This window comes from Bacillus sp. UNC438CL73TsuS30, from assembly GCF_000482325.1.
In the GTDB taxonomy this organism is placed as follows: Bacteria; Bacillota; Bacilli; order Bacillales; family Cytobacillaceae; genus Neobacillus.
Genome location: NZ_KI535295.1, coordinates 1059870 through 1085279 on the forward strand (window position 1 = coordinate 1059870; position 25410 = coordinate 1085279).

The following is a 25410-nucleotide window of genomic DNA, read 5'->3' on the forward strand; positions in this document are numbered from 1 at the left end:
GTACAATGGATGTCAGAAAAGCATTAACGATTGCAGGCTCTGATTCTGGCGGTGGTGCCGGAATCCAGGCGGATTTAAAAACGTTTCAAGAGCTAGGTGTCTTCGGAATGTCTGCTCTAACTGCAGTTACGGCACAAAATACATTGGGTGTGCAAGCGGTTTATCCGATGACTAAAGAAGCAGTGGCGGCACAAATTGACTCCATAGGAGCTGATATGGGGACAAATGCTGTGAAAACAGGGATGCTTTTCAGTTCAGAGATCATTCGTGCGGTTTCGGAAAAAATTAGTCAAAATCAGTGGGAAAAGGGTATTGTTGATCCGGTGATGATTGCAAAAGGGGGCGCATCCCTGCTGCAAATGGAAGCCATTGAAGCTTTGAAAAAATATCTTTTACCATTGGCATGGGTAGTAACCCCGAATATTCCTGAAGCCGAGGTGTTAACAGGAATGACGATTACTACTATTGATGATCGAAAAAAAGCAGCAAAACGAATCATCGATTTTGGGGCTAAGCATGTAGTAATAAAAGGCGGCCATGATGAGAAACTCGAAGATGCTGTTGACCTTCTCTATGATGGAACGGAATTTTACTATTTTAATAGTAAGCGAATTTTAACAAGAAACACCCACGGTACAGGCTGCACTTTTTCAGCGGCGATTACGGCAGAAGTAGCGAAAGGTTCCAATGTTTATGAGGCTGTTGCAAATGCCAAAGAATTTATTCAAGCGGCCATCGAAGCAGATTTGTTCATTGGTTCCGGCCATGGGCCGACGAACCATTGGGCGTACAACCGAAAGCGGGGCATTTTAAATGGAACGAATGAATAAGGAATCGATCCAGGCAGCTTTAAAAGTTTACTTTATTATGGGGAGTAATAATTGCAATAAAGATCCTGAAACGGTGTTGGAAGAAGCGATTGCTGGAGGAATTACCTTGTTTCAATTTCGAGAAAAAGGAAAAGGTGCTCTTGATGGAGCAGCAAAATATGATCTTGCAAGAAGGCTCCAGCAAATTTGCCGGATGAACAAAATTCCTTTCATTGTCAATGATGATGTTGGGTTGGCGCTAGAATTAGATGCGGATGGTATTCATATTGGGCAGGATGATGAACCGGTTGAAACCATTCGTGAAAGGATTGGTAATAAGATTCTGGGGGTTTCCACTCACACCCTTGAGGAAGCCGAGGTAGCTGTAAGGTGCGGAGCCGACTATCTTGGAATTGGTCCGATTTTTCCAACCAGTACCAAGGAGGATGCGAAAGCAGTACAGGGGACTTCTTTAATTGATAAGCTACGTGGAAATGGTATTATGATTCCGTTAGTTGGGATTGGCGGGATTAATGCGTCGAATGCCTCGATGGTTTTGAAAGCTGGGGCAGATGGGGTATCAGTAATTACGTCCATTAGTAAGGCTGCTGATGTTACTGAATCAGCAAGACAATTATGGTTTGCAGTTATTGGGGAGCAAAATTACTAATCAATTACTCCATCACCAAATGAAGGACAAAACTGTGGAAAATCCGAAAATAACCAGTAAAAAGCGCCCCAGCTAAGGCTAGGGGCGCTTTACTAATTTATTGAGTAGCTCCACGAATTTTCTGAATTACCGAATCCACCGTTTGGCCGACTTTATACAGAACTTTATCCAGATTCTCCTTCCAAACAGGGGCATTTTCCTTAATTGTTTTGCCGATCTTTTCGGCATTCGCATTTAATTCCTTTTTAATTTCTTCTGCCTTTTGTTGCATTTCCTTCCTGGATTGAGTCTTTCCAGCAAGCTGATCATTCACCGAAACCACATCAAAATTCTTCCGTGGAACATATGGAAGGGAAGACCGCATGATCTCCTTGAAAATCGGTACAACTTGGACTGAACTTGCGCCCGTCAAATAATGCTGCCTGTCCGTTTGGTCAAATCCAATCCAGATGGCGCCAACGAGATTTGGGGTATACCCGACCATCCACTGAGCCTTTGTTCCGGAAACACCACTGAAAGGCAGCTGGGTGGAACCAGTTTTAGCGGCAATTTGAACTCCAGGTATATGGGCGCGCTGACCTGTTCCTGATTCCACAACATTTAACAGCATAGAGGTCATCTCATTCGTCACCTTCTTTGAAGTTACCTTGGTTGCTTTAGATTTATGCTCCACAATCACATTCCCAGTTGGTCCGACAATTTTCGTTATCAGATGGCTGTCATACCGCTTCCCGCCATTTGGAAACGTTGAAAATGCATCGGCCATTTGCAGAGGGGAAACCCCTTTACTCATACCGCCAAGCGCGATCGCTAAGTTTTTGTCGGCTTTCTGGACGGGGATACCGAAACGGTTCAAGGAATTAAGACCTTTATCAAGTCCGATTTTATCCAATAGCCAAACCGCTGGAATATTCAAGGACTCCTCAAGAGCTTTGTACATAGGAACCTTCCCGCTATATGTTCTTGAAAAATTCTCCGGCTTATACTTGCCAAAGGAAATTGGCTTGTCTACTAGCTCAGAGGAATAATCATATCCCTCTTCAAGTGCAGGCGTATAAACTGCGAGCGGTTTTATAGATGAACCAGGCTGAGCATTTAATTGCGTTGCCCGGTTAAAGCCGCGAAATACATGCTCACCGCGGCCGCCCACAAGAGCCCGTACTCCTCCTGAGGCAGGATCCATTAATACCGACCCGCTTTGTGATAGCTTTCCACCCATGCTTCTTGGGAATAAATAATCCTTACTATATACATTTTCCATACCTGCCTGCAAATTCTGATCCATTTCGGTATAAATTCGATAACCGCGTGTTAAAATTTCATCCTGTGTCAAGCCATAACGATAAATTGCTTCATTTAATACGGCATCAACATAGTAAGGGTATTTCCGGTCAACAAAGCTTCCACCGCCATTATCAAGGACAATCTTTTCATTAATCGCTTGTTTATACTGTGAAGCGGTAATGAAGTTAAGTTCCTTCATTTTGGCTAGTACCACATTGCGGCGTTTAACGGCCTCATCATAATTTTTATAAGGGTCAAGGTAGTCCGGAGCATGAAGCAATCCGGCCAAGAGAGCCGCCTCACTAATGGATACATCCTTGATATCCTTATTAAAATACTTCTTTGCCGCATTTCCAATCCCCCATGCACCGCTGCCAAAGTAGACCTGATTCAAATACATTTGCAAAATTTCATTTTTGGTATAAACCTTTTCGATTTTAACGGCCAAAAATAATTCCTCAGCCTTCCGCTTGTAGGTCCGTTCTGGCGAGAGCAAAGCATTTTTAGCAAGCTGCTGGGTTAAGGTACTTCCTCCTGCCGTTACTCTTCCAGATAATAAATTTCCAAAAAACGCTCGGGCAATCCCTCTGACATCGAAGCCGCCATGCTGATAAAAGCGCTCGTCCTCAATTGCCACAACAGCATTTGGAACATATTTTGGAACTTCTTCAATGTTCACGCCCTTTGTCCGATTCGTTAATACATTCGTTGCCACTTTGCCATTTTTATCATAAATAACAGTTGGCTGGTTTAACCCCTGTTTTAACGATTCCACATTTGCTCTAATTGCAATCCAACCAAAATAAAGAATCGTAATTAAAACAACGAACAATAAAATTAATAAAAAAATTTGTGTAAGATGACGCTTTTTCCAAAAATTTCCAATTTTTTCCCAATAGGGCTGCAATTTTTCCATTTTATCTCCTAACTTTCAAGGGAATTTTGCTTTTTTCATTATAAGATTTATTGTCGAAAAAGACCAATAATACGGTAATTTTTCTAGAAATATACCCATTTTTTTTAGAAGCAGTTTTTTTGGACAACCATTTATGTCACAAGCATATCTTATAGAAAAGAGAGATTACAACATATGAAGGGAGTAGAAGCATGATTAACTGGAAAGTTCGCTTAAAAAACAAACATTGGGTGCTTGCCTTTGTTTCGCAGGTGATGATCGTTCTTCAAATGATTTTGTCTGGATTAAATATGTTGGGTTTAATCCATTTTGAATTGACACAAGCGATTCAGAGTTCAGTATTAACCTTTATTAATGCTATATTTGTCATTCTTTCAATGCTTGGTCTCGTTCAAGATCCAACCACAAAAGGATATGGGGATAGTGACCGCGCCTTAAATTATAAAGACCCAAGTTAAAAGAATAATATAATGAAAGAAAACGTCCAGGCTGCCATTCAACTGACAGTGTGGACTTTTTTGCTTTTTGTGTCTAATTTGTAACAATTGAAAAAACTCCGTTGACACTGATAATCATTCTCTATTATAATTATAAATGTAAATGATAATCATTATCAAATATATAAATAATCTACATACGGGGGAGAAAGCAAAATGGCAATGAAATTTAAAGTGTTTGCAGCAATGGCCGCATTATCACTGGTACTAGGAGCATGTGGCAAAGCAGAAGAGAATACAAATAAATCCAAAGTTGAAAGCAATCAAAGCAATCAAAAATCAGAAGTAGAGAAAAACGAATCTGCTGAGAAAGAAAAAGTAGAATATGCAGATGTTTTTACAGAAGCAGTGACAGAGCTTGAGAAAGCCAAGGAAGGCAAAAAGGTTGACTTTGATAAAGTCACACAATTATATAACAACAATTTGAAAGAATTAGTTCAAAATAGGGATGCAGAATTTGAAGATACTGTTGATGAAAAAATCACGGCTGCATTAACAGCTGGCAAAGACGGATCCTTGGACCCGGTTGTGGTAAAACAAGTTTTTGATAAGCTTATGCAAAAGGTATTTTATACATCAATTAAGCATGATTTTACTGAAGTAGGAGATAAATGGGGCAAAACTGAAGAAGTAAATCACGAAATTGAAGAGGCAAAAGAATATTATGCAATTCTAAAAACTACAGTTGAAAAACGTGATGCTGCTTATGGTACCAATCTTGTAAGTGCAATTGATGGAGGCTTTAACGAAATCGAAACAGCTGTTAAAAACAACGATGAATTAGGCTTTAATCTTGGTAAGCAAGTAGTGGACAAAACCTTAATGAAGACCTTCTACTTAGCAACTGGTGCACTACCAAACGGCTATGCTACAAAAGCGGCAAATGAAGCGAAAAAGGATGAAAAAGCAGCAAAAGTAGAACAAGCTGAAGGCTGGGCATTCTTCCAATCTGTTTACTCATACCTTAACAAACATGCTGCTGATGAAACAGCATTTATCGAAAAACAATTTAATTTAGAATCGAATGTTTTGGAGCTTGACCCAACTGCAGTAAATAAAGCATTTGTTCGCGGATTTGCGAAAATTGCAATCAGTGAGTACGGTGAAAGCAAGGAGTTACTTGGTAAAGATGATAAAGCGGTTGTAACTGGTTTAGAGGGTGCATTATTTATCGACATCATCGGTGAAGATATCAAAACCTTGCTTGGTGAGGATGCCTACAAGAACCTGAACGAGAAAGCACATAAATATGTTGAAACCGCAAAAGCAAAAGATAAAGCTGCTGGCGAGGCGCAATTGAAGGACCTGATCTCCACTCTGAATACAATCGTAGAAAAAGCGAAATAATTTAGTGGAAAAACCTTGTTACAATTGCAAGGTTTTTCCTGTTTTTAGGGAATAGTATACATATGGAGCGGATGGAAGTGTATGAGGGTAAATCAAGCAAATTGGCAAAGAAATCAGGAAGGAATAAAGCTTGGGTGCGAACAGGTGGATTTTTACTAATTATCGTCTTTGTTTTTCTCTCTGTCCGTTATTTTCATGCGGAGCAATTTTGGAAGGAAACGAGGAAGTTTTTTGTCGATAACCCACTAATTCTTCTGATTGTAACTATATGTTATTTTTTATCATTTTGTCTGCGAGCCGAAACATGGAGAATTTACTTAGGGAAAAAAGTTAGATATTTTAGCTGTCTTCAGGGGCTTCTCTTTAGTTTATTCATTAACCATATTACTCCGATTAAGGCAGGGGATGCTGTTAGGATTGGCGTCCTTTCCTGGAGGGAAAAGCATATTTCAACTTCGATATCTGCTCATTCGGTAGTGGTGTTAAGAGTATTGGATATGTTGATTTTACTGCTATTTTCATTCATAGGCCTCTTGGCTTTTTCACGCGGTATTCTGTTTAAATCATCCATTGTTGTTCTAATAGCTGCTTTTGTTTTCATAATCCTTGCAATATGGTTCTTGAGGAGATACCTCCCAAAGTTTTTCAAAAAGCATCTACATATATTAAAAAATGGTTTTCAGGCTAAAAATTTTCTGCCTATCTTCACACTTACAGTTTTGAGCTGGGCCCTTGAAGGTGCAGTTGTTTTTGGGGTGACGGCATCAATCGGCCAGCATCTTGGCCCATTTAAAGCCATCTGGGTAAACTCCATAACAGTTGGGGGGCAGGTTTTTCAAATTACCCCTGGGGGAATTTCTACATACGAATCAGTGATGACAGCAGCATTAACCAGTTTTCATTATCCAGTAAGTGAAGGCTATATGGTTGCATTAATTAGTCATAGCTATAAATTTATCTTTTCTTATTTTGCAGGGTTCTTGCTGCTTTTGAAATCCCCAGCTGTAAAAATGAAACAAATTAAAGCGTTACTACGTTTGAGGAGAGATTAAGGATGAAAAAAGCATCAAAATTTGAAAAGGTTGCGGCAAGATGCTGGAACCTCTTAAATGAAGGAAAGCCGTTTACACCCATTTTTACTGTGGGAACAATGATTCTATACATAATCTTTAGAATTGGTGAAGCACCTAATCCGGTTGATCTTTTTGCTGGTTTTCTTGGCATTGTGCCGCTATTAATTATTTATTACTTGTTCGACTTTCCATTGTTCCTTCGAAATTATCTCTGGATTCCATACATTGCTTATTTAATGATTTGGAATCAAGTAAACCTTGGATTGCTGTTGTTTGCAATTGGTCTCTATTTCTTCTTTACCGTTTTTTTTTGGGGCACTTTTTACTATCATTTACGAATCGGCACCTCCTGGCTGAATTTCACCCGGTTTTGGAAGCTGGTTTTAAAAAATAGTGACTCTACAAGTGGAAATGCTCAAGAACAGCTGCCAAAGTTCCTTCTATTATTATCGTTATGGAATTTTGGTACTGCAGGCACAGGATGGACTGGTAAGGAATTATCTATGTTGGCAGTTTTTTATGCGGGAATTCTTCTATTTGCCTGGATTCTACATAAAAACCTATTTGATTGGAAACCGAAAGTAATTCCCACCTATACCGATAATGTTGACGTGCCGGGTAATGCTGTAAATGAGAAAGTCATCGTGCTGGTCATCGATGGAATGCGGAAGGAACGTTTTGAAGAAGCACATACACCTTTCCTTGATTATTTGCGAAAAAATGGTACGGAGTATACCAGAATGGAAACGGTATACCCTGCAAGAACCGTTGTTTGTTTCTCTTCCATGTTCACGGGCACCTACCCATTTGAACATGGTATCAAATCGAATATGGTATGGAAGCTTGGTTTGAAAGTTGAAAGTATTTTTGATTCCTTACGAAAAATCGGGAAAAAGGGATCATTGCTGGGGATTGCCCATCTTGTCGATTCCTTTGGCAAGGATGTCGAAACCGTTACCGCTGTGATGAACAATGATGTTGCCGACCGCAATATTATTGAACGGGCAAAAAATATTATGGATGAACAAGACCCAGATTTACAAATTATTCAATTAATTGGAACCGATCAAACGGGACATAGCCGAGGAGTCCTTTATGATGACTATATCGAAAAAATCCAGGAAGCAGATGCACTGGTAAAGGAATACTTTGAATGGCTTCAAGAAAAAGGAAAGCTTGAAAACTATACATTCATCGTTTGTGCTGACCACGGCCAAGCGGATGGAATCGGTGGTCACGGACATTTGGACGAAGGGGAAAGGTATGTCCCATTTTTCATGTATGGGCACTCGATTAAGAAGGGGAGACGAGTGGAGGAAAAACATAGTTTAGTATCACTCGCTTCAACGATTTCTTATTTATTGGGAGCTCCTTACCCAGACCATGCCCGTGGTCCTGTATTAATTGATGCAATCAGGAAGGATGTAGAGTTGAATGAAACAGAAGAAAATTATCGTATTCCTTCCAGCTTATAATGAGGAAGCTTCGATTGCAGAAGTGATTCAAAAAATACCAAGGAAGTTTCATCAGAATATCAACATTGAGGTTTTAGTCATTAATGATGGTTCAAATGATAATACAGTAGAGGTGGCAAGAATTGCGGGGGCAGACTATATTCACAGCTTTACGATCAATCAGGGATTGGGAGCTGCTGTCCGAAAAGGGTTGGAGCTATGTGTTTTTCATGGGGCAGACATTGGGGTGATGATTGATGCTGATAACGAATATCCAGCCGATCAAATCCCGGAACTGGTCGAACCAATTTTTAATGGGTCAGCTGATTATGTAATGGGATCTCGTTTTCTTGGAACCATTAACGGGATGAAATGGAATCGCAGGTTAGGAAACTATTGTTTCACCATGCTTCAGGCACTACTATTAAGAAAATGGATTTACGATGGCCAATCCGGTATGCGGGCTTTTTCAAGAAATGCCATGAAGGAAGCGGAAATTATTCATGATTATAACTATGCCCAGGTTGTAACGCTTAACCTAATTCGAAAGGGATTCCGGATGAAGGAGATCCCGATTCGTTATCAGGTCCGAAATACAGGGGAGTCGTTTATCAAATTTAAAAAGTATATGACTTCGGTTTTACCAGCCATTTTAAAAGAAATGAGAAGGCCGGTTAAAAAAGTAAATCAAAACCAACAAGTTGAGATGGTACAAGTAAGCGAAAAAGTACAGTAAGTAAATCACAAAGGTAATTATGATAAATATGTGAAAATTATGAAGGTTACATTGACAACGACGATGATAATCATTATCATTAAGAATGTAGGAGGGAACGTTTGGATGAAAAGATTTTCGGTTTTTATATTTTGTTTTGTACTGTTGATTACATGCCTACCGCAGAGGGGAGTATACGCCTATTCATATGGTGACCCCAATGAAGAAAAGGTTGCAGAAGTTTATAAACAAATGTTAGTCAAACTAGATGAGAACCCTCCCAATTTTACTTCTGCTAAAAAACTTTACGAAACAGTTAAAGAAGAAGTCGATATGCATATGGGTCCTGAGCCATCTAAGTTGATATTGGCGAACCTCGATGATCAGGATAAAAAAGCAGCGATAAGGAATATGAAAAAGTTGCTCGTGTTAAATATCGCAAGACGGCTTGAGAGTATTGAAAAGAATTTTTCTGAATATGACACAACGAAAAGGCTTCTTGCCAAAGCTCATGCTACATATGATGCCCTCTCCCCAATAGTAGAGGCAGAGCATCCAGAAAATGACAAGAAAATACGAAAAGACTTTGATCAGGCACTAGAAGCATTAGGAAATCCGGGCTTATTTGGAGTAGGAAAAAAGGAAGCAAGTCTTGATTCCTTTAAAAAAAATAAAAAAGATATTTTAAATACCTTAAAAACAGAATTTAAAATAAAAAGTTTAGAAGTCGGACATTTTGCTGAAAGCGCAACAGAACAAGAATCAGCAGCAGCTAAAAAAGATTGGACGGATATTTCCAATATTCGAAATTGGATTCCAATTATCTTAATTGTTGCAGTTTTAATTGTTGTCATCATTACTGTAATGAGAAGAAGAAAGCAAAGATAGAAGAGAATATCGCAAGTTGGAGGAGAATCGGCAATGGAGATACAGTCACTGTTAATTACATTCCGTGAAGTATTAGAGGCTCTGTTAATCGTAGGGATTATTACTACGTATTTGAGCAGGGTAAACCAAAAGAAATATGTAAAATTTGTATGGCTTGGTGCGAGTCTTGCTGTGTTGGCCAGTGTCGGGGTAGCGCTTCTTTTCCAGATCGTATTTACCGGATTTGCTGCAATGGGAAGCGAAATGTATTTGAAAATAGGGATTATGCTTGTTTCAACTGTGCTCTTAACGCAAATGGTCTTTTGGATGGCGAGCCATAGCCGAAACTTAAAAGGTAACATGGAAGGTAAAATGAATCAATTTATCTCGACAGGGAATGTGGTTGGAATGGTGATTCATTCCTTTCTCGTAGTTCTTCGTGAAGGCGTTGAAACTGTATTCTTCTTTGCTGCGATTACGGGGGGGAATATTGGTGCCGCCATGCAGGGCTGGGGTGCCATCACTGGTGTTGTGATTGCCGCGATTGTATCGTATTTCTTCTTCAAGGGAACGATGAGAGTACCTCTTAGTACCTTCTTTAAATTTACTGGCGGTTTCATTATACTAATTTCAGCTGGTTTGCTCGTTCAAGCGATTTCAATGATGCAGGATTTAAATATCATTGGCAGTGTAATGCCCCATGTGTATGATTTGACGTGGCTATTGCCGGAGCACCCAATTGATGCGAGTCACTACCTTCGTGATACCGGTCATGCACCGCTCTTATCTGGGGATGTAGGTGTTTTTTTGAAGGCGTTATTTGGCTATTCCTCTATGCCTTCGATTGAGGAAGTAATTGCTTACATCGGATATTTTGCAGCAATCTATCTGCTGACTTCTTCGAAATCAGTTAAATCGGCGAAAAAGAATGAAGAATCTGAAACAGCTAAAATTCTAAAACCGCAAGCTAAATAAGATTGATTATAAAAGTACAAGGCTGTTAGCCTTGTACTTTTTCATGGATAGGCGGTGAAATATGAAAAACTTAATTTTAAAATTGACATTTATAGAATGGCTGGGGATTGCTTCTATACTTATTGTATTTATCATGCAGTGGGTTAACCTTAATCCGTTCGTTTCTTCCTGGGACCAGGTTGATTTTGCCTTGGCCGTCAAGCGTTTCGATCTGATGGAGATGCAGCCGCATTTTCCGGGCTATCCTTTTTTTATTTTAGGCGGAAAATTGATGCATGTTTTTGTGAGTGACCCCTCACAGGCGCTAACTGCCTTTACCATTCTTTTTTATGCAAGTTCACTAATCCCGCTGTTTCGAATCATACATAAAAGACTCAAACGTTCCTACGCAATTTTATCAACTGCAATCATTTATACATCTAGCTACACTGTTATTATGGTCAACCAGCCGATGTCAGAGGGGGCAGCACTAGCGGCCCTATGGTGGTATGTATGGGGACTTGAGTTTGCAATTATTTCAAAAAATAACCGGGATATGCTGGTCCCACTCGGCCTTTTAAGTGTTTTACTTGGAATTCGTCTCTCCTATCTGCCCTTTGCAATTGGCATGATCTATTTATTTTATCTGAAGGTAAAAACTAATAATACTCCAATGCGAACCATATTTGCCTACACCATATGGGCAGTCTTATTTCAGCTCATATGGGTGATGGGTCTTGTTATTTCCGAAGGGAGTATAAGCGGATTCATCAAACTTTCATTAGCATTTACAAGCGGGCATTTCACCGAATGGGGAGGGGGTATTGAAACAGATCAATTAGCCTTTTTTCAACGTATGTACTTGTTTATTTGGAAGAATATTTTCTGGACGGGTACTTTTGCTGAATCGCACTTAACTGCATGTCTTTATATTCTTTTATTCTCTTTTCTATTTCGAAAGGTAAAAAAAAGTCAGCCATCAAACATGCTATTTTATTGGTTATTCGCTAGTTATTTCGTCTGGGCGTTACTGGCGCAGAATATTGAAAAAGCAAGACATGTACTGCCGCTTGTTCTTATGCTCCTTCTTTTTGTAATGATTAAGCTTTTTTCGAAAAAGCCATCTGCAATTGTTCTGGGAGTGACTGTGGTAATTTTGTTCTGTCAAGTCAATCGTGATGTAAAGCTTTTAAAAATACAAGCAACAGAAAAACCTGCAGTTTACCAAATGAATGAATATATTCGGCAGTTTGATGAGCCAGTCATTCTTTATACATGGGAAGAAACAAGAGTTCTGCAGTACCTAAAAGCTCCTTACTTAAACAAAAGAATAGAAACATATCAATTGTATAGACTCGAGTCAAAGTATTATCACGGGAAGACGATATTGTTGACCGATAAAGTCATCGAAGGATTTAAGTCCCAAGGAATCAGCCCTGGTCAAAAAGTAAAAAAACTAAAAAGCTTTCATTCAAATGAGCTATTTGAACCCATTTATCATGATATTACCTTATATAAATGGGTTGAATAATGATAAAAGACCAGTATGGTCTTTTTTTTCTTTACTTTTTGAACCCAAATTGATTTACTAATAAAGGAAAATACATAAAGTGAGGAATTTTATGAATAAAATTAAAACTTACCTTGGACAATTTCATACGATTGTTTGGGTCCTTTTAATTGGTACTGTGCTGGCAAGAGGCTCAGCTTTTATGACACTGCCGTTTCTATCCATCTATTTATCTCGTAATATGGACCTTCCTCCTGTTGTTATCGGTTTGACAGTTGGAATGAGTCCGCTTATGGCAACCGTTGGCGGTTTTATTGGCGGTCATCTTTCCGACAGATACGGGCGAAAAAAGGTCATGCTATTATCTTTATTCACATTAGCAATCGTTTACTACGGTTTTACAATTGCCAGCAGTCAAGGCTGGTTTATCCTATTAAACGCCTTGAATGGACTTTGCAATTCATTCTTTGAACCAACCTCACAAGCATTGATGGCGGATATCACCGATAAGAAAAATCGGATGAAAGCTTATTCCCTTCGTTATACCGCTATCAATATCGGGGCCTCCGTTGGGCCGCTAATTGGGGCTTATTTAGCGGCAACGTCCGCTAAAATGTCTTTTGCCATAACAGGTACAACTTATTTAATGTATGCGATTGTATTGTTTTTCTTTTTGCAAAGATTGGTCATTCCTCAACAGAAGGAAAGCAAAAAAACGGTATCTATTATCAATGCATTTAGGATTATACGAAAAGATCGGGCCCTCATGTTTTTAATTTTGGGCAGTATTTTAGTAAACATTGGGTATGTACAGCTTGATTCAAATCTTCCGCAACATTTGGAAGCAAAGTTGCAAAACGGCGTGGTGATTTTTTCTGTTCTTCTTACGATTAATGCGGTTATGGTTGTTGTCCTTCAGATGCCGATTAGTCATATCGCGGAAAAATTTAAGCCGATGCAGGCCATGCTAGCAGGTTCCATTTTTATGGCTGCAGGGCTATTTGGTTTTAGTTTTGTATCCGATTGGGTAACGGCTGTTTTTTCGATCATTCTTTTAACCCTGGGAGAAATTTTGATTTTTCCTTCGAGCAGCATTCTCATTGATCACCTTGCCCCTGAACATCTACGAGGAGCGTATTTTGGTGCAGGGCAATTTAGAAAAATAGGAAATTTTCTTGGTCCGGTTTTGGGCGGGTTTCTATTAAGTCATGTTCATGGCCAAGTCATGTTTTGGATGATTGCAGTTATTACGATGGGAAGTCTTTTCTTTTTTACAGCTGGTAATAAGGTTTATATAAAATCAAGAGTGGCAAGTATTGAAAAAACCTAAAAAGGATGCTCAGCATTCTTTTTAACTATTCTATATCTCTTTAATTCTTGTAAGTGTCTTATTCATTATATCTCATGAACCCAGTCTATTAATTTATCATTTTCTAAAAAACTAATCTCATAGTGCTATAGAGCGGTAAATTCGAATACGATAAATTATTCAGTAATAAAGGGGACTATGGGATGTGGCTTTGGATTAGTATTGGAATAATAGTATTTTTAATTGTTCTTGAGGAATCAGTAAATTGGGGATGGAAACGATATTTATTCGGACCAAATCTAAAAAGGAAAGAAAAATGGAAGTGTAGAATAAAATCCGTCCGTGGATTATGGAAAAAAATAAGAACGAAATCGGAGAGCTCTAATTGAGCCCTCCTTTTTTATTTAAGAAGAGGAATTATCTCCATTTTTCTTACTAAGATAATCACGGAAGACGTCAATTAGAAAAAAAAGAATGAAAAAAATTAAAATAAGATATTCTGCCGGCATCATGACACGAAAGGGATTTAAAGCATTCTTTAGAACATCATTGGGGTTTCTTCCCATCATTAGGTCTAGCCCGATGATCAGAGAAAATGAGAAAACAGCAAGCAGCATACTGACAAAAAGCAGTTTCATCTACATCACCTACTGACCTTAATACTGATATTGTTTGTTCCGATTTAACGTTTATACAGAGACAGAAATGGATAATTTGGTGATTTTTGGACAATCTACCCATATTAGCGAATAATGGTGGTTCTAAGTGAGGCGGAAATTGTGTCCATATTAACCAATATACTAAAAAAGAAACAAAAAAAACGGCAAAACGATAATTACAGGCAAAAACAAGACCCGGGTAAGCCGGAAAATTTACCGATAAATCACGACTATCAGGAAAATATCACCAGAATTAAGGGGGAATTTGGCGACAGTACTGATATCGTTTTCCGAGAAATCAGGTTTTCCAAAGTAAAGGGATTTGTCGTTTATGTGGATGGGTTAGCTGATAATAAATTGATAAACGATTTTTTCCTACAAGCATTAACGGAAGAATTGGAAAAGGTTGAAATCAATTCTTTTGAATGGATGTTAGACTATGCAACAGGTTTAGGCAGTGTTCTGGCTATCGAAAACTGGGATAAGGTCTATGAATTTCTATTAGCGGGCAACACGATTATTTTTTTAGATGGATACAATCAGGCGATTAGTGTTGAGACAAAAGGCTGGGAAAAAAGGGCGATTTCTGAACCGACAACTGAGCTATCCATCCGTGGACCGAAGGATTCTTTTACAGAAACATTAAGGACGAACACTGCACTAATCCGAAGAAGGATTAAAAGCCCGAATCTATGGTTGGAAACGATTAAAATAGGTAAAGTCAGCCAAACCGATATCGGTATTATGTATATAAAAGGAATTGCAAATGAAAAAATTGTTACTGAAGTCAAAGAACGTTTAAATCGGATCGATATTGATTCGATTATTGGTTCAGGCTATATTGAGCAATTAATTGAGGATCAGGCATGGACTTCCTTTCCAACTACTTTTCATGTTGAAAGACCAGATGTAGTAACTTCCCATTTACTTGAAGGAAGAATTGCCCTTTTAGTCGATGGAACTCCGTTTGTCGTGACAGTTCCGGCCGTTTTTATTCAATTTTTTCAGGCGCCGGATGATTATTATTCACGCTTTGATCTTTCTTCAGCGATCCGTTTCTTAAGGATTATAGCCTTTTTTATTGCGATTATGGGGCCGGCACTTTATATTGCAGCAACCACCTTCCATCAGGAAATGATTCCTACCACAATGGCAATTGCCATTGCAGCTCAGCGGGAAAATGTCCCATTTCCTGCCTTTGTTGAGGCCCTCATTATGGAGGTAACCTTTGAAATATTAAGGGAGGCAGGATTAAGACTCCCACGTGCAGTGGGTCAGGCTGTTTCCATCGTTGGTGCGTTAGTTATTGGTCAGGCGGCCGTTCAGGCAGGTTTTGTATCCCCGGTCATGGTAATCGTGGTTTCGATTACAGCCATCGCAAATTTTTCGACACCGAGCTTCGCAATGGCTATTGCCGCAAGATTAATCCGCTTCGTTCTGATGATTTTGGCGACCATTTTAGGTTTTTATGGATTGATGTTAGGTCTTATGTTTATGACCATCCATTTATGTTCACTAAGGTCATTTGGGATCCCCTATATGATGCCTTTAGCTCCATTTAACATTAAAAACCTGCAGGATGTATTTGTGCGATTTCCAATTTGGGCATTGAAAAATAGGCCAATGTTTATCAGTAAAGGAAATATCGTTAGAACGGGAGAAAATCAAAAGCCAGGTCCGCAAAATGAAAACAATCAATCTGGTACAAAAGGTGATCAGTAATGAAAAAATTTCTGAAGATTTTTTTACTTATCATTCTTTTTCTTCCCATTGTAAGCGCATGCTGGAATCAAAAAGAGCTAACAGATCTAGCATTTGTCATGGCATTAGGTATAGATAGGGGAGAAAATCAGAAATTTGAATTATCGGTACAAATTGTAAATCCTGGAAATGTGTCATCAGGACAGAGTGGCGGTGGGCAAGGATTACCGATTGTCGTATATCAAAGCTCCGGTAATACAATAACAGAAGCGGCCAGAAATTTAACAAAGCAAATATCACGCCGGCTGTATTACGCTCACACCAATCTGGTTGTTGTTAGTGAAGAGGTAGCGAAAACGGATTTAATGGATATTTTGGATGCCCTCGACCGTGATCCTGAGTTTCGGACAACAACAGAGCTGGTAGTTGCTAGAAACGTAAAGGCAGAAGATATGATTTCAACGCTTTCCCTTCTTGATAAACTACCGGTGAATAAGATCACAAAAGAAATTAATACAACAGAAAAACTGTTGGGAGAAAATATGCATGTCCCGATCGATGATTTTCTTGCAGCACTGGTTTCAAAGGGAAAACAGCCATTGGCAAATGGAATTAGACTAGTTGGCGATACAGAAAATGTCGGGAAATCGGATATTTTACAAAAAACAAAAGCTGACGGCATTCCAGCTGCGGCTGGATTAGCCCTTTTCAAAAGTGGAAAATTGACGGGATGGGTTGATCAAAAAAATGCCCGTGGTGTGGTATGGGTTTTAAACAAGGTTCAAAGCACAGATATTAATGTGAGTTGGAATGGAAAAAAGGATGCATTATCAGTTGCACCCGTTCGTTCGAAAACAAAGGTCACTTCAAGCATAAACAATGGAAAACCTCTTATAAATGTTTTTATTGAGAACGAAGGCTGGATTAGTGAAGCAAATACGGCCATTGACCTCTCAAATCCGGAAGTAATTAAAAAAATTGATCAACTCGTTCAAAATGAAATTCAAAAGGAAGTTCTAGCAGCGATTAAGGCTGTCCAAAGGAAAAAAAGTGATGTGTTTGGATTCGGAGAAACGATTCATCGAACGTACCCGCTTTATTGGAAAAAGATTAAAGCTGACTGGAATAATCAGTTTGCGGAGCTTGATGTAAATGTTCAGGTGGTTTCTTACGTTAGACGGGAAGGAATTCGGGTGAATCCATTCTGGGTCGATTTTACTAAATAACCCTAAGCAAAAGGGGCGAGGTTGTAGATGGAAAAGATAAAAATAAACGCATCCCAGCTTTTCGTCCTGGTCTTTCTTTTTGAAATGGGGAGTTCAATTCTCTTTGGTCTTGGTGGAAAGGCAAAACAAGACGCATGGATTGCCATTTTAATGGGATTAGCGGGCGGTTTAATGGTCTTCTTCATTTACTATCGTCTCTTTCTTTATTATCAAGATTTGCCCTTGACTAGCTATGTACAAAAAATTGTCGGGAAATGGCCGGGGCGAATCATTGCCTTATTTTATGTTATGTATTTTATCTATTTTTCAGCGAGGGTCTTACGAGATTTTGGCGAATTGTTGACAAACACGGTTTATACCACTACACCACTGTTTGTCATTAATACTTTGATGGTGTTGACCATCATTTATGGAATACATAAAGGGTTAGAAGTCATCGCAAGAGTGGGGCAGCTATATTTTGGTATTATTTATTTAATGGCTATAGCAGGATTTCTGCTCATTATCTTTTCTGGTTTAATTCACTTTGAATACCTAAAGCCCATTCTTGAAAATGGTTGGAAACTAGTGTTTAAATCGTTTCTTGGTGAAACACTTACCTTTCCGTTTGGAGAGATGATTGTTTTCACGATGATTTTACCATTTGTTAATGAACCCAAAAAAATAAAATTTGTTTGTGTCGGCGGAATGATTTTAAGTGGAATCAATATTATTATTACCGTAATTATTACGATTTCGACTATAGGTCCGGAACTGTATCTTCGGTCAAACTTTCCTTTGTTAACTACTGTTTCAAGAATCCAATTGGCAAGTTTTATTGAACGGCTGGATGTTCTTTTTATGCTCTACCTCATCATTGGCGGTTTTTTTAAAGTATCACTCTTTTTTTACGCTGCCGTCGCAGGTGCAGCTGATATATTTCAAATTAAACAGAAGAAGCTTACCTTTCCAATTGGATTGGTTGTTTTGTTCGCATCGATTACTATGGCCTCCACATATGCAGAACATATTAAAGAGGGGTTAGTAGTTGTCACGGTCTATTTACATTATCCCTTTCAAATTATCATTCCAGGTACTATGCTAGTGATTGCCTTTTTTCGAAATAGGAAGGAAAAATCTAATACGACGACAAATTGAAAAAACAGCCATTCGTAATCAAATGACTATTTTTTAATCGGAATTATGGTTTTACAATTTTTGCATGCCTTGTTGTTTTAGCCTTTATGGGATTATGCGGCAGAACGATGGTGACTAATGTTCCTTCATTTTTTTGACTTTCAAATGTAATGGTTCCTTTATGTGATTGCACAATCTTGAAGCTGACCGTCAATCCTAAACCAGTTCCTTTTTCTTTGGAGGAGTAAAACGGCTCACCAATTTTCGCTAATCTTTCTTTCGTAATACCACAGCCGTTATCTTTCACTTTAATCGTAATCTGCTCTTGTTCGATTCTTTCAATACTTACCAGAATCGTACCGCCGTTTTGGGAAGCTTCAATCGCATTTTTAATGACATTAATAAACAATTGCTTAAGCTGGTTTGGTTCGCATTCCATGAGGGTTTCCTTAGCAGGAAAAGTTGATTCTATTTGCACGTTATATAGACTTGCTTCTGTATTTAATAATGAAATGACATCAAACATGATTTTTTGGATATCCGCAGTTGTATATTTAAGGACCTGCGGTTTTGCTAAAAGCAGCAGCTCACCCACAATATGGTTGATTCGATCAAGTTCATCTAGCATGATTTGGTAATAAAATTGATGCCTTTGGTCCTCAACCTGTAAAAGCTGAACAAATCCTTTCAAAGACGTAAGCGGATTGCGAATTTCATGGGCAACACTTGCAGATAGTTCCCCGACGACAGAAAGTTTTTCTGTCCTTCTTAACCGTTCCTCTGTTTGCCTTAATCCCGTTACATCTCTTCCATACCCAATAACCCCTGTTATTTCACCATTAATAACAATGGGAAGGGAGGTAGTTTGTAAGGTAATCGAATGCCCGTCCGCATGGAGGATGTTTAATTCATAAATGATTGGCGTACTATCATCTACGACGGTCGAGATAAATTCCTTAAGATGATGGCGAAAGCGTTTAGGTAATATGCTTTTTACATTTTTACCAATCATTTCTTCCCTTTTATAACCCGTAATAATTTCAAATTGTGGATTCAAATTAGAAAGGATTCCATTTAGGTCCATCATATAAACAATATCCGGGCTGTATTCAAACAATGATTTGTATTGCTGCTGGCTTTCTGCCAGCTTTTTGGCCATATCTTTTTTTTCAGTAATATCTCGGCCAATAATCACGAGGCCCTGTCTTGATCCATCCGGATTAAACAGAGGGACTTTGATTGTGTCAAATGTTTTGCTAGAGCCATCGGGGATTGGAACCACTTCTTCGCACCTTGTCACGATTCCATTTTTCCACGTTTCTTCATCCGATACCTCGCAATACCTCAGTGCATCTGCATAGTAATCTGAGTATGCTGCTAATTCGGAGTCCTTTTTCCCTCGATAATCAATATTTTCAAGCTGGAATAATTTTAGTCCAAAATCATTTGCTTCAATCCATCTTCCTTCCCCATCCTTAAAGTTGACAAAATCAACCATCGAATTGATCAAGGTGGATAGCCGTTTTTCATCCTCTTTGGACGCATTCAATTCTTCTTTTTTACCGATAAAGAAATAAATTGCTCCACCAGTAACAATCACATAAAAAATTTCTTTTAACCGTTCAAAAATCCAAATTAAATGGGTGGGGAGATAATGTTCAACTAAATAATTTGTTCCATATATCCAAATAAAACTTAAGACAAAGTATAAAATTACAAGTTTTTGTTTCTGCATGTAATTCTCCAGTTCCTTCAGTAAGTGAATTTCCTCGCTTGTTCATAAAAACATACCTTCCTTCTATAGTACTAGATTCTGAATGAATTGGGAATAATGCAAATCTGGAAATCTAGATGAATTCCATAATTTTTCCGGTATTCTCGAGAAAATAAGGCTATCGTAAAGGTTACAAATTGGTAACATAGTCGAATAAAAGATTTTACCGGATTGTAACCCTTTTTTCTGGAAAAAAAAGTATGATTTATAGGGGATATGAATTTAAGACTTTTTGGACGGAAGATTTTTCCTTTGCCTCAGGTTGAATGGTGTTAGGAGTGTGAGCATGAATTGGAAGAAGTCTTTAATCATTTATATAAAAAATATCATCAGGATGTTTTTAATTTTTTGTATTATATGGTTCATAATCGCGAACAAGCAGAAGATCTTGTTCAAGAAGTCTATATACGTGTATTAAAGGCCTACCAGCAATTTAAGGGTGATTGCAGTGAAAAAACATGGCTTTTTGCAATTGCTAGAAATGTGGCCATTGATTCTTTTCGAAAAAATAAAGGCTGGAAACAGCGGATCATCGATCAATTTGATTCTTGGGAACAGCAAGTCAAGGATGAATCGATTTCTCCGGAAGAGTCTGCGTTCCAAAAATTGGATACACAAAATATGTTCAAATGTCTTGAACAGTGCACCTTAGACCAAAAGAGTGTAATCATTCTACGCTTCCTTCAGGAGCTTTCAATTTATGAAACCGCTAAAGTATTAGGTTGGAAGGAAAGTAAAGTGAAAACAACCCAGCATAGAGCGATTAAACAATTAAAAATTTTAATGGAGGAGATAAGTAATAGAGAAAAAGCCGGATAACAGAATAAAATTCTACAATTGAACCTTACAAGATAAGAACCTTCGCTGCCGCGTAGGTTATTTTTTTATAATAAAATGAAATAAACGTTGCTTAGTTTTACCTCATATGTAAAATTATAGGAGAGAGAAAATTTAAATTGTGAGGTTTATACGATGTCAGAGGGAACAATTTTAGTGGTGGAAGATGAAATCCCGATTCGGAAACTAATTGTATTTAATTTACAGCGCTCAAATTTTGAGGTAATGGAAGCCGGGGAAGGAAAAGAGGCGTTAGCACTTGTAAATAATCGAACTCCTTCTTTAGTCCTTTTAGATATTATGCTGCCTGATATGGACGGATTTGAAATCTGCAGCAAAATCAGGGAAACTCGCCCCAGGCTTCCAATAGTTATTGTTTCTGCCCGCGGGCAAGACATGGAAAAGATTATGGGCTTGGAGCTCGGCGCAGATGATTATATTGTTAAGCCATTTAATCCACTGGAACTAGTGGCAAGAATTCGTTCAGTTTTAAGAAGAACAAATCAAACAGTACCTAAACAGCCTGAACCAGTCATCAAAGCTGGACCTTTTCATTTTGAAATGAAAACACAGCGCTTGTACAAAAATGGCCAATTGGTCAAATTAACCGCAAGGGAATTTCAATTAATTAAATTATTTTTTGAGCGGTTTAACGAGCCGCTCTCAAGAAATCAGCTATTAGATGAAATTTGGGGGCAGAATTATTTTGGCGACCCAAAAACAGTAGATGTACATATTCGCAGATTAAGAGAGAAAATTGAAGATGACCCGTCTCAGCCTTTGTTTTTAAAAACCATCTGGGGTTTTGGTTATTCCTTTCAAAATAGTGAGATAAATGGATGAAAAAGGGAATTAAACGGAGAGTGGTTTGGAGTTATTTAATCCTGATCATATTCAGTGTTGCCCTATTTGAAGCGATCATTCTTTTCGCCTTAAGAGTGTATTATCTTGATGGAATCAAGCAAACATTACGCGACCAAGGCATATTGTTTTCATCCTATTATGAGCAGGAATTAATTGATAACCAGTTGCTTAACGACCCGGGAAGATTATTGAATCAATATCGATTCCTGGTATCGGCTGAAGTTCAACTAATTGACCCCGATGGAAATGTAATTGCTGATACCCATGAAAATAAGCAAAAAAACATTTCCGATTATGAGGATGTAAAAATGGCCTTTACCGGTGTTACCGGTTATCTAGATACGAAAGCAGTCGGAGAACGAATTTTATTTGTAACACAGCCGTTAAAGCGGGGAAGTACGGTTATTGGGGCGATTCGCTTTACTACCTCAATGGATCGGTTAAATCACGTTTTTACCAAAAATATGCTGATCCTTTTATCTTTTGGAGGGATTGTTATCCTTACGGCAGCCATCATCAGCTTTTTCCTTGCAAACACTATTACGAAGCCGATTAGTGTAATTACGAAGGCTGCGGAACAAATGGCTTCCGGGAAGTTATCTACCAGAGTCAAAAAGGAGAATGAAGATGAAATTGGCAAGCTTGCAGACACATTAAACTATATGGCGATGCAGATTGAGAAGCATGAGCAATTAAAAAATGAATTTATCGCTTCTGTTTCACATGAACTTCGAACGCCTTTGACCTCCATCAAGGGCTGGGCAGTTACGCTTAATTCCATGACAGAAGACGATTTCTTCCGCAACGGTCTTGAAATTATTTCAACTGAAAGTGACCGGCTCAACCATTTACTTGGTGACCTACTTGATTTCTCGAGTTTATCTTCAGGTAAGCTGCCATTGGTGATTGAAAAAGTCGCATTGCCAACTTTCATCCAACAGGTGATTCAACAATTAGCTCCAAGGGCTGAGAGACAAGGGATTCAGCTTTCAGGACATTTAGATGAAAGTCTTGTGCCTGTTCTTGTAGATCATAATCGTTTAAAGCAGGTATTGATGAATCTTATGGATAATGCTTTTAAGTTCACCCCTTATGGCGGGAAAATTGTGGTCGTCCTAACGAGCATAGGAAAGGAAGCGGTAATACAAGTCATCGATTCAGGTAGTGGAATTACTGAAGAAGAATTACAGTTGGTGAAAAATAAATTTTATAAAGGGAAGTCCAAAGGTGCTGGAAGCGGCATCGGATTGGCAATTGTCGATGAGATTATCCAAGCGCATCACGGGAAATTTTCTTTGACAAGTAAGAATGGGAACGGAACTACAGCAGAGATTCGTCTGCCAATTAAATAGATTAAGAGGAGAAGGTTATGTTCGGAAGCCAAATGAGAAAATGGGTTGTTCCGGCAATCGGTATGATGATGCTTAGTGGTTGCAATCTTTTTCCCGAACCTGAAAGTCTTATACAGGTTCCGAGGTACGTGAAAGCATTTGAAACGGAGCATGATGCTAATGTAGTGGCAACCGCAGCAAAGTATCTGCCAAAGGGAACTACTTTTTCAGTGCCGAATGGTCCAGTTGGGGCTGACCCGGTGCAGCCCGTTGATTTAGATGGGGATGGGAAAAACGAAATTGTTGTTTTTTATAGTTCAACCAGCAGCAAAGATCAGGTTGGTTTTTTTGTATTAAAAAAAGAAAATAAGGATTGGGCAAAAGTTTTTATTAAAAAGGGAACCGGCTATGCGGTAAACTGGGCCAATTCTGCCGATGTAACGGAGGATCAACAAAAGGACCTATTAATTGGTTGGCAGGATGGAGTTTCTTCGGGTAATATATTAGAAATCTATTCCTGGAATAAGAAAAAACTTAAGAAGATACAGAAGTTAAACTATCACGAATTGGAAGCCCTTCAGTTTAAAAATGATTCATTGACAAGACTTGTCATTTGGCAGCGTGATCTTGCGGATGTTTATAAGGTGCAGCTATTAAAATGGGATGGGAATGGCTTTGAAGTGGATAAAGAACATGAACCCAGCTATTTTCATAAGGTAATAGATTATTATGAACATCGAACAGCAGAGGTTCCGGATGCCGCTTATTATTGGTATTATTTAGCCGATGCCCATTTAAAGGCAAATCACCCGGAGCTCGCTTTAACGGCACTGGAAAAAGGAATGATGCTTCATACTGTTGTTCCATCTTTCAGCTCTTTTTTGAAATTAAAGGATCAAATTGTTGAAAGGCTGGAAAAAAATAAAGACTCTTCGGTTTTGTTTGAATATCATGATCCGAATCTTTCCTTTCGTGTTCCAAATAATCTTGCCCCGTACATTACAACGAAAGGCGGACATGGCGATAATAACAGCGATATCGTTTCAGTCCTATTTTCTCCTGATCAAAGGCTGCAAAAATGTTTATTTACCTTCGAGATTTTTACAAAGGATATGTCAGGAGGGATCAAGGATTCTGAATTAGTGAAAATTGGAGAAACGAAAAACCATCTTTATTTTATAAGAAGAGGAAAAGAAATGAGCGATGCTGGGAATAAGCTCGTTCAAACAGCCATTTCCAACAGGGAACAAATCATTTCAAGTGTAAAAATCGGACCCGAATACCAGGAATATTACAGCCTTGAAAATGAAAATGTCATTCAGATCGCAAAGGATGCATCGGTGAAATATCAGTATGTGATGAGCGGCGGAAAAATGAAAGATGGAATAATCGAACCCATCTATCTAAGTGGTTCAGAGTACCGTTATCTAGGGTCTGATTTAGACACGAAAGCAAAGTTGTTTAATTATTTATCTACTTCATATACATTGGATGCAATCGATACCTTTTTGAAAAAGGCAAAAATTTTAGAGCACGATAGGAAGCTTGTCCAGCTAAATGCCGACGGGGGATCGATGTTAAATTATGATTTAGCAAAAGTAGTGCAGAAAAAAGATAATGGGGAAGAAAAAGAGTTTGATATAAAGGTTCCACTAGGAGATAGTTACTCCTATGAAGTGGTCCATATCGGATTCCAAAAAACAGAAAGCGGATGGAGAATTTTCTCTGATCCTGGGACATTTTAAATGAAGTTTAAAAAGGCTGGGGAAACCCAAGCCTTTTTAAAAATCACGAATGAATAAACGAACGATGAAATAAAAGAGGGAATTTACACCGAGAATGCATAGAAATACTAATACGACGTAGTAGAAAAAATCCTTCCACTTTTTTTGCAACTTTTTCATCCTCTAAATCAAAAGCGGGTTATTTGATGATTCTCTTAGCGCCAACATATTTATCTTTCCAATAAGATAGCTTCATCGACTCAACCTTTACCCCATTAGAGGTAGCACCAAGGAATTTTTGATTACCGATATAAATAGCGACAAAGGAAACCGTTTTTCCGTTTGTTTTATAGAATACGAGGTCACCAGGCTGTAATTGGCTCAATTTAACGCTCTTACCAACTTTATATTGATCGGCACTTGTTCTTGGAATCTTAGTATTTATAGCATTTTTATAAACAAACTGAGTGTAACCTGAAGCATCAAATCCTTTTGGAGTGGTGCCGCCATATTTGAAAGGACTTCCTTCATATTTTTGGGCATAAGATACAACTTTTTGTCCTTTCGTCTGGGCTGCCTCAGCAATCGGATTAAAGAAGGAAGAGAACATGAGGAGCAACGCCGTTACTAAAGCTGTCAAAAATGAACCTTTCTTCAATGAAGCATTTACCATGAAAATCCCTACTTTCGATTATTTTTTTCCACAAGGTAATCATAATCAATTTTAGAAAACCATTGGTATCGAAACAGTTAAAAATGTTTACAAAAAGGTA

22 protein-coding genes are annotated in these 25410 nt (G+C 38.4%); 18 read left to right on the forward strand and 4 right to left on the reverse strand.

Features of this window, described 5'->3' with window-relative positions:
- Nucleotides 1-5 precede the first annotated feature (5 nt).
- Together thiD and thiE are read left to right on the forward strand one after the other, a co-directional pair.
- Nucleotides 6-830, forward strand: a complete 825-nt coding sequence (gene thiD / locus M028_RS0119050) for a bifunctional hydroxymethylpyrimidine kinase/phosphomethylpyrimidine kinase (RefSeq protein ID WP_026575296.1) — start codon at nucleotides 6-8, stop codon at nucleotides 828-830.
- Nucleotides 814-1479, forward strand: coding sequence for a thiamine phosphate synthase (gene thiE / locus M028_RS0119055; protein WP_026575297.1), 666 nt, complete (start codon nucleotides 814-816; stop codon nucleotides 1477-1479). The genes thiD and thiE overlap by 17 nt, the downstream gene beginning before the upstream one ends.
- A 97-nt stretch (nucleotides 1480-1576) precedes the next feature.
- Here thiE and M028_RS0119060 read toward each other — a convergent pair whose 3' ends face one another.
- Nucleotides 1577-3679, reverse strand: a complete 2103-nt coding sequence (locus tag M028_RS0119060) for a transglycosylase domain-containing protein (protein WP_026575298.1) — start codon at nucleotides 3677-3679, stop codon at nucleotides 1577-1579.
- Nucleotides 3680-3870: 191 nt separating this feature from the next.
- Between M028_RS0119060 and M028_RS0119065 the strand changes: the two genes are divergently transcribed.
- The 9 genes from M028_RS0119065 to M028_RS0119105 all read left to right on the forward strand — a co-directional run bounded on the left by M028_RS0119065 (nucleotide 3871) and on the right by M028_RS0119105 (nucleotide 13426).
- Nucleotides 3871-4137: a phage holin gene (locus M028_RS0119065; protein WP_026575299.1), complete on the forward strand. Its 267-nt coding sequence runs from the start codon at nucleotides 3871-3873 to the stop codon at nucleotides 4135-4137.
- A 195-nt stretch (nucleotides 4138-4332) separates the two neighbouring features.
- Nucleotides 4333-5523, forward strand: a complete 1191-nt coding sequence (locus tag M028_RS0119070; RefSeq protein ID WP_026575300.1) for a hypothetical protein — start codon at nucleotides 4333-4335, stop codon at nucleotides 5521-5523.
- 62 nt (nucleotides 5524-5585) lie between these two features.
- Entirely contained in the window at nucleotides 5586-6575 is a 990-nt protein-coding gene (locus M028_RS0119075; protein ID WP_051591095.1) for a lysylphosphatidylglycerol synthase transmembrane domain-containing protein, read from the forward strand.
- A 2-nt stretch (nucleotides 6576-6577) separates the two neighbouring features.
- The gene (locus tag M028_RS0119080; protein WP_026575302.1) at nucleotides 6578-8071 is read left to right on the forward strand and encodes an alkaline phosphatase family protein; all 1494 of its coding nucleotides are present in this window, start codon (nucleotides 6578-6580) and stop codon (nucleotides 8069-8071) included.
- Nucleotides 8031-8786 (forward strand): glycosyltransferase family 2 protein, encoded by a 756-nt coding sequence (locus M028_RS0119085; protein ID WP_026575303.1) that lies wholly within the window; start codon nucleotides 8031-8033, stop codon nucleotides 8784-8786. Before M028_RS0119080 ends, M028_RS0119085 begins: the two co-directional genes overlap by 41 nt.
- 105 nt (nucleotides 8787-8891) lie before the next feature.
- The gene (locus tag M028_RS0119090) at nucleotides 8892-9653 is read left to right on the forward strand and encodes a hypothetical protein (RefSeq protein WP_026575304.1); all 762 of its coding nucleotides are present in this window, start codon (nucleotides 8892-8894) and stop codon (nucleotides 9651-9653) included.
- A 33-nt stretch (nucleotides 9654-9686) separates the two neighbouring features.
- A complete protein-coding gene (locus tag M028_RS0119095) occupies nucleotides 9687-10607 on the forward strand; it encodes an FTR1 family iron permease (RefSeq protein WP_026575305.1) in 921 nt (306 codons plus the stop codon).
- Nucleotides 10608-10668: 61 nt separating this feature from the next.
- Nucleotides 10669-12117 carry a hypothetical protein gene (locus M028_RS0119100; RefSeq protein ID WP_026575306.1) on the forward strand — a complete coding sequence of 483 codons (1449 nt, stop codon included), beginning with the start codon at nucleotides 10669-10671 and terminating at the stop codon, nucleotides 12115-12117.
- A gap of 91 nt (nucleotides 12118-12208) precedes the next feature.
- Entirely contained in the window at nucleotides 12209-13426 is a 1218-nt protein-coding gene (locus tag M028_RS0119105) for an MDR family MFS transporter (RefSeq protein ID WP_026575307.1), read from the forward strand.
- Between the two features lie 383 nt (nucleotides 13427-13809).
- Here M028_RS0119105 and M028_RS30410 read toward each other — a convergent pair whose 3' ends face one another.
- Nucleotides 13810-14043: a hypothetical protein gene (locus M028_RS30410; RefSeq protein WP_035424201.1), complete on the reverse strand. Its 234-nt coding sequence runs from the start codon at nucleotides 14041-14043 to the stop codon at nucleotides 13810-13812.
- A 141-nt stretch (nucleotides 14044-14184) separates the two neighbouring features.
- Here M028_RS30410 and M028_RS0119120 point away from each other — a divergent pair, with 141 nt between their 5' ends.
- Genes M028_RS0119120 through M028_RS0119130 form a run of 3 tightly spaced genes read left to right on the forward strand, consistent with a single transcriptional unit; the run spans nucleotide 14185 to nucleotide 18128 of the window.
- A complete protein-coding gene (locus M028_RS0119120) occupies nucleotides 14185-15786 on the forward strand; it encodes a spore germination protein (RefSeq protein WP_026575309.1) in 1602 nt (533 codons plus the stop codon).
- Nucleotides 15786-16991, forward strand: a complete 1206-nt coding sequence (locus M028_RS0119125; RefSeq protein ID WP_026575310.1) for a Ger(x)C family spore germination protein — start codon at nucleotides 15786-15788, stop codon at nucleotides 16989-16991. The genes M028_RS0119120 and M028_RS0119125 overlap by 1 nt, the downstream gene beginning before the upstream one ends.
- 27 nt (nucleotides 16992-17018) lie before the next feature.
- A complete protein-coding gene (locus M028_RS0119130; protein WP_026575311.1) occupies nucleotides 17019-18128 on the forward strand; it encodes a GerAB/ArcD/ProY family transporter in 1110 nt (369 codons plus the stop codon).
- A 43-nt stretch (nucleotides 18129-18171) separates the two neighbouring features.
- Here M028_RS0119130 and M028_RS0119135 read toward each other — a convergent pair whose 3' ends face one another.
- Complete coding sequence (locus tag M028_RS0119135; RefSeq protein ID WP_026575312.1) at nucleotides 18172-19842, reverse strand: PAS domain-containing sensor histidine kinase; 1671 nt, start codon at nucleotides 19840-19842, stop codon at nucleotides 18172-18174.
- 330 nt (nucleotides 19843-20172) lie between these two features.
- Here M028_RS0119135 and M028_RS0119140 point away from each other — a divergent pair, with 330 nt between their 5' ends.
- From M028_RS0119140 to M028_RS0119155, 4 genes are all read left to right on the forward strand, one after another.
- Nucleotides 20173-20700 carry an RNA polymerase sigma factor SigX gene (locus tag M028_RS0119140; protein WP_026575313.1) on the forward strand — a complete coding sequence of 176 codons (528 nt, stop codon included), beginning with the start codon at nucleotides 20173-20175 and terminating at the stop codon, nucleotides 20698-20700.
- A 153-nt stretch (nucleotides 20701-20853) separates the two neighbouring features.
- Nucleotides 20854-21561 carry a response regulator transcription factor gene (locus M028_RS0119145; RefSeq protein ID WP_026575314.1) on the forward strand — a complete coding sequence of 236 codons (708 nt, stop codon included), beginning with the start codon at nucleotides 20854-20856 and terminating at the stop codon, nucleotides 21559-21561.
- Nucleotides 21558-22934 carry a HAMP domain-containing sensor histidine kinase gene (locus M028_RS0119150; RefSeq protein WP_026575315.1) on the forward strand — a complete coding sequence of 459 codons (1377 nt, stop codon included), beginning with the start codon at nucleotides 21558-21560 and terminating at the stop codon, nucleotides 22932-22934. The genes M028_RS0119145 and M028_RS0119150 overlap by 4 nt, the downstream gene beginning before the upstream one ends.
- A 17-nt stretch (nucleotides 22935-22951) precedes the next feature.
- Nucleotides 22952-24658, forward strand: coding sequence for a DL-endopeptidase inhibitor IseA family protein (locus M028_RS0119155; protein ID WP_026575316.1), 1707 nt, complete (start codon nucleotides 22952-22954; stop codon nucleotides 24656-24658).
- A 178-nt stretch (nucleotides 24659-24836) separates the two neighbouring features.
- On the opposite strand, the gene M028_RS0119160 is transcribed toward M028_RS0119155, so the two are convergent.
- On the reverse strand, nucleotides 24837-25310 hold the full coding sequence (locus M028_RS0119160) for a C40 family peptidase (RefSeq protein ID WP_051591097.1): 474 nt from the start codon (nucleotides 25308-25310) through the stop codon (nucleotides 24837-24839).
- Between the last annotated feature and the right edge of the window lie 100 nt (nucleotides 25311-25410).